The sequence below is a fragment of the Anabaena subtropica FACHB-260 genome, assembly GCF_014697105.1.
Classification (GTDB): Bacteria; Cyanobacteriota; Cyanobacteriia; order Cyanobacteriales; family Nostocaceae; genus Trichormus; species Trichormus subtropicus.
In genome coordinates this window covers 15,165-31,006 of the sequence record NZ_JACJRF010000039.1, presented here as the reverse complement: position 1 = coordinate 31,006, position 15,842 = coordinate 15,165, and the positions used below count along the sequence as shown (strand labels likewise).

The 15,842-nt window shown below is 41.3% G+C and carries 16 protein-coding genes and 1 pseudogene; 7 read left to right on the top strand and 10 right to left on the bottom strand.

The genetic code is table 11. The features are described 5' to 3' along the window. Positions 1–581: 581 nt before the first annotated feature. Positions 582–2,222 carry an adenylate/guanylate cyclase domain-containing protein gene (locus H6G18_RS19025; protein WP_190408665.1) on the top strand — a complete coding sequence of 547 codons (1,641 nt, stop codon included), beginning with the start codon at positions 582–584 and terminating at the stop codon, positions 2,220–2,222. 27 nt (positions 2,223–2,249) lie between these two features. Here H6G18_RS19025 and dcd read toward each other — a convergent pair whose 3' ends face one another. Continuing rightward, the gene (gene dcd / locus H6G18_RS19020; protein WP_199311757.1) at positions 2,250–2,819 is read right to left on the bottom strand and encodes a dCTP deaminase; all 570 of its coding nucleotides are present in this window, start codon (positions 2,817–2,819) and stop codon (positions 2,250–2,252) included. 72 nt (positions 2,820–2,891) lie between these two features. After that, entirely contained in the window at positions 2,892–3,428 is a 537-nt protein-coding gene (locus H6G18_RS19015; protein WP_190408663.1) for a P-loop NTPase family protein, read from the bottom strand. A 342-nt stretch (positions 3,429–3,770) separates the two neighbouring features. On the opposite strand from H6G18_RS19015, the gene H6G18_RS19010 reads away from it, so the two are divergent. Beyond that, entirely contained in the window at positions 3,771–4,325 is a 555-nt protein-coding gene (locus tag H6G18_RS19010; RefSeq protein WP_190408662.1) for an adenylate kinase family protein, read from the top strand. A gap of 138 nt (positions 4,326–4,463) precedes the next feature. Here H6G18_RS19010 and bioF read toward each other — a convergent pair whose 3' ends face one another. From bioF to xseA, 5 genes are all read right to left on the bottom strand, one after another. After that, positions 4,464–5,621, bottom strand: a complete 1,158-nt coding sequence (bioF, locus tag H6G18_RS19005) for an 8-amino-7-oxononanoate synthase (protein ID WP_190408661.1) — start codon at positions 5,619–5,621, stop codon at positions 4,464–4,466. A gap of 177 nt (positions 5,622–5,798) precedes the next feature. Then, positions 5,799–6,440 (bottom strand): Holliday junction branch migration protein RuvA, encoded by a 642-nt coding sequence (gene ruvA / locus H6G18_RS19000; protein ID WP_190408660.1) that lies wholly within the window; start codon positions 6,438–6,440, stop codon positions 5,799–5,801. Then, positions 6,437–7,186: a sucrose-phosphate phosphatase gene (locus tag H6G18_RS18995; RefSeq protein WP_190408659.1), complete on the bottom strand. Its 750-nt coding sequence runs from the start codon at positions 7,184–7,186 to the stop codon at positions 6,437–6,439. Before H6G18_RS18995 ends, ruvA begins: the two co-directional genes overlap by 4 nt. A 423-nt stretch (positions 7,187–7,609) precedes the next feature. Next, on the bottom strand, positions 7,610–7,843 hold the full coding sequence (xseB, locus tag H6G18_RS18990) for an exodeoxyribonuclease VII small subunit (protein ID WP_190408658.1): 234 nt from the start codon (positions 7,841–7,843) through the stop codon (positions 7,610–7,612). Further along, positions 7,830–9,092, bottom strand: coding sequence for an exodeoxyribonuclease VII large subunit (gene xseA / locus H6G18_RS18985; protein ID WP_190408657.1), 1,263 nt, complete (start codon positions 9,090–9,092; stop codon positions 7,830–7,832). Before xseA ends, xseB begins: the two co-directional genes overlap by 14 nt. Positions 9,093–9,622: 530 nt before the next feature. Between xseA and H6G18_RS18980 the strand changes: the two genes are divergently transcribed. Beyond that, positions 9,623–9,889: a hypothetical protein gene (locus H6G18_RS18980; RefSeq protein ID WP_190408656.1), complete on the top strand. Its 267-nt coding sequence runs from the start codon at positions 9,623–9,625 to the stop codon at positions 9,887–9,889. A gap of 171 nt (positions 9,890–10,060) precedes the next feature. On the opposite strand, the gene H6G18_RS18975 is transcribed toward H6G18_RS18980, so the two are convergent. Further along, on the bottom strand, positions 10,061–12,058 hold the full coding sequence (locus H6G18_RS18975; protein ID WP_190408655.1) for a glycoside hydrolase family 10 protein: 1,998 nt from the start codon (positions 12,056–12,058) through the stop codon (positions 10,061–10,063). A 192-nt stretch (positions 12,059–12,250) separates the two neighbouring features. On the opposite strand from H6G18_RS18975, the gene H6G18_RS18970 reads away from it, so the two are divergent. Continuing rightward, positions 12,251–12,709, top strand: a complete 459-nt coding sequence (locus H6G18_RS18970) for a hypothetical protein (protein WP_313954446.1) — start codon at positions 12,251–12,253, stop codon at positions 12,707–12,709. Between the two features lie 15 nt (positions 12,710–12,724). On the opposite strand, the pseudogene H6G18_RS18965 reads toward H6G18_RS18970, so the two are convergent. Together H6G18_RS18965 and H6G18_RS18960 are read right to left on the bottom strand one after the other, a co-directional pair. Beyond that, a pseudogene (locus H6G18_RS18965) lies at positions 12,725–12,856 on the bottom strand (nucleoside transporter C-terminal domain-containing protein); the annotation flags it as partial. A gap of 116 nt (positions 12,857–12,972) precedes the next feature. Further along, on the bottom strand, positions 12,973–14,181 hold the full coding sequence (locus H6G18_RS18960) for a NupC/NupG family nucleoside CNT transporter (protein ID WP_190408654.1): 1,209 nt from the start codon (positions 14,179–14,181) through the stop codon (positions 12,973–12,975). A 115-nt stretch (positions 14,182–14,296) separates the two neighbouring features. Here H6G18_RS18960 and cobS point away from each other — a divergent pair, with 115 nt between their 5' ends. The 3 genes from cobS (at position 14,297) to H6G18_RS18945 (ending at position 15,631) form a co-directional block, all read left to right on the top strand. Next, a complete protein-coding gene (gene cobS, locus H6G18_RS18955; RefSeq protein WP_190408682.1) occupies positions 14,297–15,058 on the top strand; it encodes an adenosylcobinamide-GDP ribazoletransferase in 762 nt (253 codons plus the stop codon). A gap of 79 nt (positions 15,059–15,137) precedes the next feature. Then, positions 15,138–15,350 carry a hypothetical protein gene (locus H6G18_RS18950; protein WP_190408653.1) on the top strand — a complete coding sequence of 71 codons (213 nt, stop codon included), beginning with the start codon at positions 15,138–15,140 and terminating at the stop codon, positions 15,348–15,350. Next, positions 15,347–15,631: a type II toxin-antitoxin system RelE/ParE family toxin gene (locus H6G18_RS18945; protein WP_190408652.1), complete on the top strand. Its 285-nt coding sequence runs from the start codon at positions 15,347–15,349 to the stop codon at positions 15,629–15,631. The genes H6G18_RS18950 and H6G18_RS18945 overlap by 4 nt, the downstream gene beginning before the upstream one ends. The last annotated feature ends 211 nt before the right edge of the window (positions 15,632–15,842 follow it).

Below are 15,842 nucleotides of genomic sequence, written 5' to 3'. Positions count from 1 at the left end.
AATAAAAAATTATTTGTTTTTTAGGAATTAAATCTAACAGATCAAAATAGTAATAACTCTCTAATTTGTCTACATATATTTGCATAGTAGTTAATAACTACTAATTTAATACTCGGTGCAGAAAATAGATAATGTCAATGCTCTTATAATATTATTTTCTCAAATAAATTTACGTTCAATTGTATGTCAATTATTCATAAAAGTATTATGAATAAACTGTAAGGGACTTCCAGACAAAAAAATATCCAATTAGGTTGGGTGCGCTACTTGCGAGAAAACTTAGCTGTACCAATAAATTATTCATACTGACGCACCCTACTAAGCGTCAATTTGGAATAATTTATTTTTTGGTGTTCTCTTATATATGAACAGATAATTTTTTCAGTAAATTACGTAATTTTTCTAGATATGCACTTAACATATCTGGAAAAATCTTTATATATAATAGATGCGTAATATTTACTACATATAGTTGTCGATCGCCATGAACAATGCCATAAAGAAAAGGTAAAGGCTACCTGTATATCCTTTGCCCTAGATAAGTTTGTGTTCCCAGCACCCAGGATACATATATCAAACCCATGACTGAACTGACTTTACGCTTGCAACAAGGAGATACGGAAACAACTGTTCCCGTGAATCAAGATGTATTCACAATTGGGCGGTTGCCGGAATGTAATTTATACTTACCTTTTGGGGGGATTTCCCGCAAGCACGCCCAACTAGTAAAAAAAGCAGATGGTAAATGGTTAGTTGAAGATTTGGGTAGTAAAAATGGGACACAAGTCAATCAAAGCGCTGTCACCAATCCCCGACAGTTACAACATGGTGATGTCATTTGGTTGGGTAATGTAAATTTAGTGGTGCTGTTTAAAACTCCCCCTCCACTAGCTCTGACTAAGCAAGTACCAATTGACGAAGTTGGCGAACAAAGAACAATTTTTCGCAGCGCCAAAGAACTGCAACAGCAATGGATAGAGGCTGATAGTAGTGATAGTGATATCGGTAATAAAAATAAAACAATTGCCCGACTGAAAGACTTAGTAGACATCGCCAAAAATTTGTGTGCAGCAGCATCCATTGAAGAAATTTTCTCTCAGGTGCAACAGGTTGTATTTCGCTACCTCAGTAGTATTGACCGCTTGGCCTTATTAATTGATGTCAGTGGTGATGGTCATCTAGAGTTAGTAAATGCAGGTACTAGAAGCAAAACTCAACAGAAATATCTACTAGCTGATGCTAGTTGGATTAGCCGTAGTATCTGTCAAAAGGTATTTGAAGAAAAAATTGTCATTCAAACTGCTGACACTCACAAAGATGAGCGGTTTTCTAGTGAACACAGCATTTTGCTTAAAGGTATTCGTAGTGCGATGGCTGTACCGTTATGGGATGAAAATAAAGTTGTAGGTGTGCTTTACGCTGATGCTCATTTATCTTCATACCATTGGGAACGAGATGGAGAAGAAGAACTCAGCTTTTTTTCGGCTTTAGCCAATCTGGTGGCTTCTAGCGTCCAACGTTGGTTATTAGCAGAGAAACTGAAAACAGAAGAAGTAATTCGTCATCGCTTAGAACGCTATCATTCTCCGGCTGTTGTGCAACAGTTAATTGCTGTAGGTGGTTTACCAGATGGACGTTTACCTCCAGCAGAAAGTGAAATCAGTATTTTGTTCGCTGACTTGGTTGGTTTTACAGCTATTTCCGAAAGATTAACACCAACTGCGATCGCTCAATTATTAAATCAATTATTTGAAGAGATGTTGCAAGAAGTGTTTGCTTGTGGCGGCACTTTAGATAAATATATCGGTGATTGTATCATGGCATTTTTTGGCGCTCCCGAACCCCAAACAGACCACGCTGATCGCGCTACGACTGCTGCTAAAGCTATGCTCACACGGATGGAACATCTCAACGCCAATGGTTTTTGGCAGGAACCGCTACAGTTACGCATTGCCATTAACAGTGGAAAGGCCGTTGTCGGTGATGTTGGAAGTTCCCAAAGGGTAGAATACACAGCCTTAGGAGCGACGATTAATTTGGCTGCACGCATGGAAGGAGTTTGTCCCCCCAGCGAATGCGTCATTAGTGAAGCCACTTATCAATTACTTTCACAACGTTCTGATTTTCAAGCAATGGGAGATTATCGTTTTAAAGGTATTGATAGATTAGTCAAGGTTTATCAGACGAAATTACAACAAGTAACAACAATTATTAATCATTAGTTACTTGTCAATTCTAAGTATCAAAAACTAAACTTTAGCCAACGTCACTTTCTCTAACTGATCTTGATATTTACCCTGACGCGCTTCGTAACTGACAGCGCAAGGTTCACCTTCTAGAAAGAGTAATTGTACTACGCCTTCATTAGCATAAATGCGACAATCAGCGCTGGAAGAATTAGAAAACTCTAGAGTTAAATGACCCCGCCAAGCTGCTTCCGCAGGTGTTAAGTTAGCTATTATGCCACAACGTGCATAAGTAGATTTGCCTATACAAATAACTGTAATATTATTTGGCACCTCTAATTTTTCTAGAGCAACTCCCAAACCATAACTGTGCGCTGGCAAGATAAAATAACTGCCATCGTTATCTGTGTGCAGTGGTGTTGGTTCCAAATTCTGGGGATTGAAGTTTTTGGGATCAACTACAGTTCCAGGAATGTGGCGAAAAATGCGGAACTCAGCCGATGAAAGGCGAATATCGTAGCCATAAGAAGACAAACCGTAGCTGATAACGGGTTGAGCAGCTACAGAGGCATCTGTTTGTATTTTTCGGATTAAACTTGGCTCAAAGGGAGCAATCATTCCTTTTTGAGCCATTTCACTAATCCAGATGTCGTTCTTAATCACAAGTTCACAGGTAATTCCAATCGAATTACTAGGATATCTTGTTTAGGGACGATGACTGCGACGAATTTCTGTAATTTGATCTGCCACATCTAATATAGATTTTGGCATTTCTGTGCCGGTGAAAATAATATCGATATGGGGAGGGCGTTTTGCTAAAAATGCCAAAACATCACTTTCGGGAATTAATCCAAAGTGAATCGCCAAACTTAACTCATCTAGAACGACAAGAGAATATTTGTCTTCGTAGACTACTTGTTGTGTGTGCAGCCACAGCTTTTGTAAAGAATCATTTTCCGCTTCATCTAGATGGGGGGTGTCAATGCAGCGTGGCAAATCACAGCGAATCCAATTTAAATTTTGACCTAACTGAATGGGATGGTCTTGTCCTTGATTGATCCCACCTTTGAGAAACTGCACAATTAAGACTGGTGTACCTTGACCAGCAATTCTCAGGGCTTGACCCATGACACTGGTAAAAAAGTTACGGTGTGAGCTAGTGAAAACTTGCACTAGCCCTTCAATTGGATATGGTAAGCTGAGGGGCGAATTTGCATTGGGAATTTCTAACTGGGCAACCATAGGGTAAATTTCAAAAAATTACAACAAATAAAATAGGTTTTGCAGGGATTCTTGTAGAAAATCTACCTATATAATCAATCTGATTTTGGTTCAGCGTTATATGTCTGGCAATCTGCTTTATAAGTCAAACACTAGGTTTGTCTGAAGTCAAGAGTGAATCGGGGATTGGGTATACAAGGGGGAAAGGAGGAAATCTTTATTTAAATTTCTTCCCCTTCCTCCCTGCTTCCTTCTTTAGTCTCCCCTAAACCGCACTCTTTGGCTAAATGTTAGATTTCTGGTGGGGTTGGGCAAAACAAACTTATTATGTTCTAAATGTTACTAGTTGAGGAGTGAATTGTTGTGAAATTAGTGATTCTGGGAGGTTCAGGATCGGGGAAAAGCACTCAAGCACAAAGGCTTTGCAGTCATTTGAAAATTCCTCAGATTTCTACGGGCGAGATTTTACGGGAAGCAATTTCCCATCTTAGTGAACTAGGTCGCCACGCCCAGCCCTATGTAGCTAAGGGGGAACTAGTTCCTGACGAAATGATCATTGAATTAATCCGGTTGCGACTGAAAAAGACTGATGTGAGTGATGGCTGGGTTTTGGAAGGTTATCCACGCACTGCCTTCCAAGCTGAAGAGTTGGACTTTTTACTTGATGAGTTGGGGCAGAAGTTGGATTGGGCAATTTATTTACAAGTACCAGAAGCAGTAATGGTAAATCGCTCTTTGGGGCGTTCTTTGCCGGATGATCAACCAGAAATAGTGCAGCGTCGAGTAGAGATTTTTTACGATCGCACTGTTCCTATTTTAGAGTATTATGACCGTCGCCGTCGCCTGTTGACGATTAACGGTGATCAGATACCAGAATTGGTACTACAAAATATTTTGACACTGCTTTCGGTCGCTTAGATACCACTGGGAAAGGATAGGGTGCGCCTTCAATACTGTTGATTGCTTGTTTTCAGCCTTTATGCAGACATGATGTAAAGATGTAGCGAAGTCTTTACCAAGGGTTTTGGGTCACGCATAATTGAATTCAGTCGATGTCTATATTCCGTTCAATACTGCTGCCAATTTTTCTATATGTGTTGTCTTATGGGTAGCCATCAAAGATATTCTGATTCGACTGGTGGGAACTGTGGGGGGACGAATAGCCGGAGCAAAAATTCCTGCTTGTTTGAGTTGTTTACCCACTTGTAGCGCCTCGGCTGCGCTGGGTAATTGAAAACATAGTATAGGCGATGCTGATGGCAGTAATTTCAGGTTTGGTAATTCCAGCAATAATGTTCTTAAGTAATTGACATTTTGCCACAACTGCATCAGATGTTGTGGTTCTTGTCGAATTATATTGATTGCGGCTAAGGCTGCGGCTGTATCTGCGGGTGATAAACCAGTGGTGTAAATCCAACTAGGGGAGCGATTTCGCAAATAGTCAATCAAAGTATGACTTCCTGCGACATACCCACCTAAACTACCAAGGGCTTTACTCAAAGTACCAATTTGTATTAATTGCCTACCCGTACATCCAAAATGTTCTACACATCCAGCACCAGTTGCACCCATGACACCAGTGGCGTGAGCTTCATCAACTAGTAGCATACAGCGAAATTCCTCAGCCAAATCCAACAAGGCTGGTAGAGGGCATAAATCCCCATCCATGCTGAAGACACTATCGGTGAGAATTAAACAACGTCGGTAATTTTGCCGTTGCTGGTGCAATTGGGTTTTGAGTTCTGTCACATCACAGTGGGAATATTCGATCACTGTCGCCCCACTAAGAATTGCCCCATTTTTGAGACTGGAATGATTGTACTGGTCAGACAATATTAAATCACGCTTACCGACTAAAGCCGCGATCGCTCCGATATTGGCTAGATATCCAGAACTAAACACTAACGCATCTTCTGTTTGTTTTAGAGAGGCGATCGCTCTTTCCAATTCCCCATGCAGTTCTCGATGTCCACTTAGTAATCTTGAACCAGTACTCCCAGTCCCAAACTCTTGAGTAGCAACCACCGCCGCCGCTATCAAGCGTTCATCCCCAGCCAACCCCAAATAATCATTACTGGCAAAATTAATTACCTCTTCCCCTCCTAAAACCACAGTTGCACCAGGAAGACCGTGTATTGTCTGCACTGAACGATACCAGTCTGCCCGATGGATAGTTAAGAGCGAGTGTTGTAACCAATCATAGGGATCTGTCATGGAGAGTGTTGACTGTTGACTGTTGACTAATAACCCATGATTATGGACTTCCAACTAAAAAATATACAACCGCTTTGGTGAGCAGGGGAGGCAGGGGAAGCAGGGGAAGCAGGGGAGAAAAAATCCCACGATAATATTTGCTCTCACCCATTGAATATTTTATTTTCTGGAAGTCCCTTATGGACTAACTTGCTCACTACTACTGAGATGAGCGATCGCTTGTTTGATCCAGTCTTCTACATAGGCATCTTTGGGTAATCCGATGTCTTCGCTGACTACGTGTAAAGCGTGGCTAACTTCATGGGCGGTGTATCCCAAGGCGAATAGGGTCATTTGCACTTCTTCGAGAATACCGGGGGCTGGGCCTTCGGTGGCGACGAAGAAGCCTGCTGATTTGCGCCATTCGATTAATTTGGCTTTGAGTTCCAAACAAATGCGTTCGGCGATTTTTTTACCCACGCCTGGGGCTTGAATGAGGATTTGCGTATTAGCAGCGATGATGGCTTGGACTAAATCTGGTAGTTCCAATGTGTCTAAAAGAGCGATCGCTAAAGCTGCACCCACACCACTAACTGTTAACAAGTGGCGGAATAAATCCCGTTCGGCTGGAGAGGAGAACCCATAAAGTAAAGGTACTTCTTCCCGAATTTGGTAATGGGTGAAGATTTGTACCAGGTCTCCAGTTGTGGGTAATTGCTTGGCTAGGCGTTGGGGAATTTGCAAATCATACCCCATACCGTTCACTTCTAGAGTGAGAATCACGCGATTGCTGCCTACGTTTTGAATACCGGCGACTATACCTTTAAGATAGCTAATCATTCTAGGAAACCAAAATATTTGAGTCCTTCAATAATTCCACCTGCACAAGAATCTTTTGCCAGGTAGCGATGGTCTGCGGGATACTCATTGTGCCACTGGAGCAACTCTGGTCGGGCATTCCCGACGATGATTCCCCTTTCGTTGCCCACAGCGAACAAAGCAATATCATTACCTGAATCACCGCAAACAACTGTTCTTTCTGCTGCAAATTCCCACTTTTGACGAAGAAACTGCATTGCCTGACCTTTATCGCTGTTAAATGGTACAATGTCAAGGTCTATACCGCTACTATAAATTAACTTTATATTAAGTTCATATTTCTCTAACTCTGCCTCAAGTTTTGGTAACACACTGATAGCCGCTTCTTGATGTAGGAAAAAACTTGCTTTAAAGGGACGTTGTTCTGAGTCTGGTTGCAGGACTAACTCAGAGAATTGCTCAGTTATGGATAATACTAGTTCCCGATTCCAACCATCAGCGAGGACTTCTGACCAACCAGAATCAGGATTACCACTACCATCTAGATATATTTCCGTCCCGACAGAAAGGACTAACGCATCTGGTTTTATGAGATTTTGTTCTACTTGTAGCTCTTGGTATAAGACAGGCGATCGCCCAGTAGCATAAACTATCTTCGTACCGTATTCTTGGCGATGCTGAATCAGTATGTCACTTAGTTGCGTAAGAGCTGTGTCATTACCCACGAAAGTATGATCCAAGTCAGTGACAAAAAGAAATGGTTTCATGGCTTTATCTCCTCAGTTAATAGTTATAAGTGCTGAAACGCAAATTCAGGAAAAATAGCACAGCCATTGAATAAATCCAAAAGCTGACAGATGAAAAATAATAGATACAATTTACGTTCCGAGTTAATCTACCAGATTTTGGCTCCTGTGTATTCTTACTAGTGCAGGAATTTCCTCGAAAGACAAAATTGTAGTAGGGGAAAGGTGAGAGGGAACAGGTGACAGGTGACAGTCTTGACAGTTTCGTACTAAGTAGAAAGGCTTAATAAAACAAAAGCTCGTAGTAAGGGTTTTAGCCCTTTAAAATCTGGTAAGAGAGCGATGAATCGCTCACTACGAACAAAAGTTGATTTGATATTTAATTGTGTCTACCTACTTATTTGTCTTTAATGCTTAGTTACTTACCTAATCATTTTGAATTACTTACTCATCACTCAAAGTTTCAATTAATAAATCCACCTGTTGTTGTCGCTGGTGTAAAAAAGTTTCACATTGACGTAAATATTCTACAGCATGAGCAAACTGGTCAAATACTGCTTCTAATTCCAACTCTCCCGATTCAATGCGAGAGATAATTGCTTCTATTTCTGCAACCTTTGCCTCATAATTCCAATCGCTAACAGCTTCAGAATTAGAATTAGTCTTACGTTTGACCATTGCCTGTTTGTTGTGCTGAATTTTTAACCTCTATCACTTTTACTTTAACTTCACCCTGTGCCAATTGAATCAATAATTCTTGGTCTACAGTTAATTGAATTGCATTACGAGCGATCGCCCCATTTTCTTGTCTAACCACCGCATAACCACGCTGTAATACTGCTTTCGGGTCAAGGCTAATTAATTTTTGTCGCAAAAGTTCTAAGTGTTGCTTGGCTTGTTGCGATCGCCCCAACATTAACTGTAACAATTGCTGACGCTGCCAAGTTAATTTTTGCGCTTCTTGCTGTAAATGCCTATCTAAGCGCAGATTCCGCAAACGATTGCGTAATGTTTGTAATTGATTTTCCGCCGAAGTTTGGGAGTTGAGCAAAACTTCATGTAAAGCTGCTACTCGCTGCCGATGTTGAGTATATAACTCTGCCAGGGAAGGTACAACCATTTCTGCCGCCGCCGTTGGGGTATGTACACAAACATCCGCCACCAAATCTACCAAAGACTCGTCTCGTTGATGACCAATTCCCGTCACCACAGGTATGGAACACTCAGCCACGGCGCGGACTACCCGTTCATCATTAAAGCAAGCCAATTCCTCAACCGCACCACCACCCCGTGATAGAATCAGCACCTGGGCGCGACCATCTTTTTCTACCCTGGCGATCGCCCTAACGATAGATTCTGGAGCTTGTTCACCTTGGACTGTAGCGGGAGAAAATAAAACGTGTAACCCAGGATATCGATGTTTGAGAGTTTTTTGGATATCACCCCAAGCCGCAGCCGTCGGTGAAGTAACAACGGCGATCGTTTGCGGATGGATGGGAATCTGACGTTTTCTTTGGGGGTCGAACAACCCCTCAGCCAGCAAACGATTTTTAAGTTGTTGATAACGCAACGCTTGTAAACCCGCACCAGCAGGTAAAGCTTGCCATACTGATAATTGATACTCTCCCCTTTGCGGATACAGGCGAATACTACCCAGAACAATTAATTGTTCACCTGCGATGGGTAATTGAGCCAGTTTTGGTACTTGACTATTCCAGACCACACACTTAATTGCTGCTGTACCATCAGGGTCTTGTAAGGTAAAAAATAAACCACTACGATGATTGTTAGCACTGGAAACTTCCCCAGTTACCCAAACTTGCCGTAGTTGCTCATCATGTTCTAACAACAAGCGCAGATAATCAGTTAACCCAGATACAGAAAGTGCTGTATCTAGAATTACAGAAGCGGCGAAATCAGAAGCCATTAAAGATATGGTCGGTAAGAGTCTAACCAAATCCTAGCATTGGGGATTGGTGCATTCTACTCCTACTCTGAGTCTTGGCTCAACAATAATAGATTTAAGCGATCGCTATGTCAGAAATAGAAATCTGTTAATTTGATCAACTACATCCTGGTTAGCGTATGCACCAGAAAGGATATTTTTTCCCACTATCTTTCCATCTCGTCTTCGTCTTCGAGCCATCTTCACAACTGGCATCGGTACAATATTCATTGAGCCGACATATATATTTTTTATATTAGAGAAGGTGTAATGCTAGTAGAGTATCCCCTGATTTTAGACTTCTCTTAATTTCTTTAAAATTTTTAGGATATAAGTTTTATTTTACCTAAATTTGGTGTATTCTAGTTTTTCCTGAGTAATTTTTGCAACATTAGACACCATAAAGCTTTTTACGGATCTCTCTCAAGATTCTTGAAGAACTTTACTAGTGTGTCTAAGAATCAGTCTTTAGATTATCCTTTTTCTTTCAATGTATAAGGCATAAAAAATCAATGGATATACGACTAATAAAAAAATCTGAAAAATTAGTTCTGAAAAAAATTAAGATGATGGAGGAAACAGAAGAGCAAAACCTGCCACCTGATCCTTTTGATATTCCCGAACCAAATCTTGAAGAACAAAAAGATTTATATTTAGACATTAAAGAACCACACTATATTCCTTTACGAGATAATCCTGTAATTCAGTCTGCGGGCAACTCAGGCTGGCAAGTTTCTGATATTTGGCGAGATATTAGAGTAGATGATTTCTGTAATTAGCTAATATCATGTTCGTTTGAACGCTGATAATATTTGTTGGGGTTGGTCAAGGGTAATTACTAATAGTAACAAAGTACCTAATAGCTATTACCCTTTACCAACTAGACGAATCATATCTTGGAGAGGTTGCAGGAAAGTAGGGGAATAATTTTTACTAACCACTCCCTATTTTCAACTAACGCTAATTACTACACCCTGACTCTCATTAGCTAGCCTATCTACTGCACACACAGCATAGGTTCCTGGTTGGACTGTAGCAAACGTCGTTCCCGCAGATAACACTCGCTGTAGCGTCCAATTACTGCCACTTTGACGGTAAAGTGTCCAAGAACGCACAGGTTGATTATCACCTGGTTGCCAACTGAGTCTGCGGTTGCTGACTTGTAGTTCTTTTGGTGGAGGTGGTGCAGTTGCAGTCTGCCAAGACATGGCGGGTACGATCGCAGGTGTATTATATAAGGAGTTTTGGAAGGTTCCAGCGATATCTTGACGGTTTTCAATGATGGAACTGACACTGAAGAAGATATTGCCGAGGGATTCTCCAGTTTGGTTGCGGCTGATTTTTACTTGCTTTTCTATTTCGTCATTTTTCCAAGCTTTGCCGTCGAGTTGTCCGATATTATTACCGGCGTAAATATGTCTGCGCTTCGAGTTAATTTCTGTCCACCATTTTAAAAGTACAGGGTAACTCTGCTGAGTTTGGTCTGTACGCCAGTATAGTTGCGGTGCTAAATAATCTACCCAACCTTGTTCTAACCATTTCTTGGCATCAGCGTACAAGACATTATAGGCATCTAGACCGTTGATTCCTGGTGGTTGTCCTGGACGATAAATCCCAAAGGGACTAATCCCAAATTTCACGTGAGATTTTGTGGCTTTAATTCCTTGAGACAGACGCAGCACCATTTGATCAACATTTTGCCGTCGCCAATCATTTAAGCTAAGTTGTCCCCCGGCTGATTTATATGCGGCGTAGGTTTTATCGTCGGGGAAAGTCTGTCCTGAAATGGGGTAGGGATAGAAATAGTCATCAAGGTGGACTGCATCTATGTTGTAGCGCCGGACAACATCAATGATGACATTGTAAGCCCTATCTTGGACAATTTTTATTCCTGGGTCCATCCACAATTGATTACCCCATTGATAGACTACCTCTGGATTGGTGACGGATATGTGAGGACGGACGTTAGGCGCACTCTTGACGCTGGTTTTGGCGCGGTAGGGATTGAACCAAGCATGAACTTCGAGATTACGTTTGTGGGCTTCAGCGATCGCAAACTCCAATGGATCATAAAATGGTTCTGGGGCTTTACCTTGAGTACCAGTAATCCAAGCACTCCAAGGTTCTAACTCGGACGCATATACCGCATCCCCTTCTGGACGCACTTGCAAAATTATGGCGTTGAAATTTAACTGTTGTAGGCGGGTAAGAATTGCTACTAGTTCAGCTTGCTGTTGAGTTACAGAAAGTCCAGCCTTGGAAGGCCAATCACTATTCCACACCGTAGTTATCCAAGCGCCCCGGAACTCTCTAGTATGGCTTACCCGCACAGTAGATGTTGGCGGTACAACCAAATAGATAGAGGGAATTTTTTCTGCCTGACCAAGATACACTAAAGTTTGATAGACAATTGCGGCTACATCACCACGGGTAGCCGCAGTACTAAAGTTGAGTGATTTGATATTGGGAAAGCTAGATACTAAACTTGCACTAGTAGCGATCGCAACTTGATTTCTGCCATAAGCTGGAATATTCGCCGCATCTTGATAAATTTGGGGTAATTTGTCTAGTAAGTCGGGTGTTATCTTAGTGGCTATTTCCAAGCCGTTGACTAGAGAAACGAAGATATCACCCCTAAAAATTTGTTTATTCAAACCGAAGGTTTTATCTGGATAACCAGTTAAAAACCCAGTTTCGTAAGCCTTTTTAATTGCACCAGCCGCCCAATGATTAGCCGGGACATCAGTAAAGTTGATGTAGGGACGTTTAACAGAGACATTAAAGACAGCCCCAATGATAGCGGCGAACTCAGCACGGGTGACTGAATTATTGGGGCGAAAAGTTCCATCAGGATAGCCATTCAAAATCCGTCGTGCTGCTAAGGCTTCAATAAATGGGCGCGCCCAATGGTTTTGAATATCCGCAAAACGTATTGTAGTAGATACCATGACTATTTGCTACTAGCTTGATTTTAGATAACCCCTGTTAATTTAGCAATAGGAAAGCGATCGCTACTTTAATAGCGTATAAATTTTCACATTTAGACAAACCAGACTGGGACAGCAACTCTCGCGGGGAATTTGTCACATTTGATTGTCCTGGTTAAAATAACAAAAAGCAGTGATTTAAGGTCTAAATAAGTGCTGAAAAAATCTCTATTTTACATATTATTTGCACTTAGTTTAGCTGGTGTCATGGGCTTATCTTACATCTCAGATAAGTTAGAGCGATCGCCTACTGTGAGTTGTAATAAACCATACGGTTTTTTCTCCACAAAAAAAGCTAAACAATATACTTCTCCTGAAAAACTAGTAGTTCAACCTTGGCGAGGTCAGCATCAAGTATATGCTGTATTTAAGATTCCTAAGGGATATCAACACGAGTATTTATTTAGACTGAAATTACCAGGAGAAGCTACTCGCTGTGGTGGACTTGTACCTATAGAAAAAAGTGTATCTACTGACATTTCTAACAACCAAGAATACTATTTAGTCCAGGGATATTTAAATACTCGCATTGCCTTAAATCTCATCGCTAAAGGCAAGATAAATGATTTAAAACAAGCAGAAAATTGGCAACTAGGTTATGTGAAACAATAAGCTAAATAATCTTTTTTAAACCAACACGCCAGCAATGCAAGCGGTAATAAAACCAGCAAGTAATCCCCCAATCATACTTCTCACCCCCATCCGCGCTAAGTCATGTTGACGTTGTGGAGCCATCCCAGTAATACCACCAATAATAAGGATATTTAAATACTCGCATTGCCTTAAATCTCATCGCTAAAGGCAAGATCAATGATTTAAAGCAAGCAGAAAATTGGCAACTAGGTTATGTGAAACAATAAACTAAATTATCTTTTTCAAACCAACACCCCAGCAATGCAAGCGGTGATAAAACCAGCCAGTAATCCCCCAATCATACTTCTCACCCCCATCCGCGCTAAGTCATGTTGGCGTTGTGGAGCCATCCCAGTAATACCACCAATAGTAATACCAATTGAACCAATATTGGCAAAGTTACACAAAGCATAAGTGGCGATAATTACCCCCCTTTGGGAAATTTTACCACTCTTAATTAAGTTGCCTAAATCCACATAAGCGAGAAATTCATTCAGGATCGTTTTTTTTCCTAATAAAGCTCCTACTTGAGCGCAATCAGCCCAAGGTACACCCATAAAAAACGCAATAGGAGCCATAATGAAAGACAAAATCCACTCTAAAGATAGTTGTGGTAAACCAACATAAGAACCTAACCATCCTAGTAGAGCATTAACAACAGCTAGTAACCCCAAAAAGGCAATAATCATCACACCAACATTTACTGCTAATTTCACACCATCAATTGCTCCACTAGTAGCAGCATCAATCACATTGACATAATTTATCTCTCCTTGCATTTTCGCCTGACCAATAGTTTCTGATACTTCCGTTTCTGGATACAATAACTTTGATACTACCAATGAGGTAGGTGCAGTCATGAAAAAAGCTGCAATTAAATGTTCGGGGGGAATCCCAAACGAAAGATAAGCACCCAATACACCACCAGCAATAGTTGCAAATCCCCCAGTCATGACAGCATGGAGTTCTGATTGCGTCATGTTTGCTACGTAGGGTTTAACCATCAGTGCTGATTCTGTAGGCCCCAAAAAAATGTTACCAGCACAGGATAAAGACTCAGAACCAGAAGTTTTCATCGTCTTCATCATTACCCACGCCAGCCCATTGACAACTTTCTGCAAAATGCCGTAATGATACATAACGTTGATGAAGGCGGAAAAAAAGATAATTGTTGGGAGGACTTGAAAGGCGAAAAAATGATCCTTAAAGTTCTCGCCAAAGACAAATTTTGCACCTACGTCGGAGAAAGCTAAAAAATTGCTGACTGCATCCCCTAAAGACTTAAATACATTTAATCCCCAAGGCGTTTTGAGAATTATCAGGGCAAATACAAATTCCAAACCCAATCCCCAGGCGATTGTTCGCCAACGTATCGCATCACGCCGAATCGATATGGCGTAGGATATGCCAATGAAAAGTAAAATTCCTACAGCAGAAATGGCGCGTTCCATGTTAATTTCTTGTTTTTCTGTCTTTTGGTCAAGAAGTATACATAAGAATCTGGGCTTTTGTGAGGTTTTGTGAGAAATTTTGAACGCGGAGGGGAATTTATTCAGAAGGAAGGAGATAGTGAAGCTATTTTTAGGGAATTTATTGGCGAGTATTATATTTTATACAAGTATTCCTTTGCCTTATATCAATGGGTTGGATTTTCAAGGGGTGGCAAAGCTTGTGCCTGCGGTGGGGTTAATTATTGGGGGATGTTTGGGGTTATTTGATGTGGGTATGAATTATCTGGAGATGCCCGTATTAACTCGTAGTGCTTTGGTGGTGGGGCTGTGGATTGTGATAACTGGCGGGCTGCATTTAGATGGGGCGATGGATACTGCTGATGGTTTGGCAGTATGTGAACCAGAACGGCGATTGGAAGTGATGGCCGATAGTGCGACTGGTGCATTTGGAGCCATGAGTGCGATCGCTATATTATTACTAAAAACCTCGGCTTTAACAGATATTGGGGAAAACCGTTGGTTAGTGTTATTAGCTAGTTGTGGTTGGGGACGTTGGGGACAACAAGTAGCGATCGCCTGTTATCCTTATTTAAAGCCCACTGGTAAAGGGGCATTCCATAAACAAGCTATTCAGTCATACCAAGATTTTTTACCAGGATTATTATTGATGTGTGCTGTCAGTGGCTTATTCTGGCTAGTAAACGGCAATAGTCCATTGATCACAATTTTCACATTGATTGCGGGGAGTGCGATCGCTATTCTCACAGGTGCATGGTTTAACCACAAGTTAGGTGGACATACTGGCGACACCTACGGCGCAGTCGTCGAATGGACAGAAGCCTTGTTTCTGTGTGCATTGACTATACTAAAGTGGTGATGATTTTACAAAAAGTATCTCTATCAAAGTTATACTACCATTGGTACAGCAATTTTAGGAATTGCCCGAATATAAAACCATGCAAGTCTCCAATTTTGAAAGAGTTATAAGCAGTGTAGAGGCATTATCAATAGACGAGCAAGAAGCCTTGATCCAACTGATACAGAAGCGATTGACGGAGCGACGACGAGAAGAAATTGCGCTACATATTACTCAGGCACAGGTAGAATACCAAGCAGGAAATGTGTTCCGGGGAACGGTTGCTGAAGTCCTGAATGAGCTAAAGCAGTGAAAACACTGGTTTTATCCTCTTCATTCAAACGAGCCTTCAAAAAGTTGATCCGACGACAACCAGAACTCCAAGAAGCGATCGCCGCACGTTTAGGACTTCTGAGCGCCGATCCCTTTGACCCGATTTTGCAGACTCACAAACTCAAAGGAAAGTTAGCAGGAGCTTGGGCTTGTTCGGTTGAGTATGATTGTCGTATTGTGTTCAACTTTGTTGAGAATTTAGAATCGGGCGAAGAAGAGATTTTGTTGATTGATATTGGCTCTCATGATGAAGTGTACTAGGAAGTTTTCTCTATCGTTAGATTGCAGGCTCATCAAGCAACGCCAAACCAATGTTTTAGGGGTGGGGGTTTAATCAATCGTGAATTGACGAAACACAACTACAAGTTACAATTTACGATTTTGCTGACTTGCTTTGAAAACATGAACCAGAAAAAAAAACTGGCTTTAGTCATCAGTCAACATTCAACAGCCCTACCCCCTACCTCTTTTT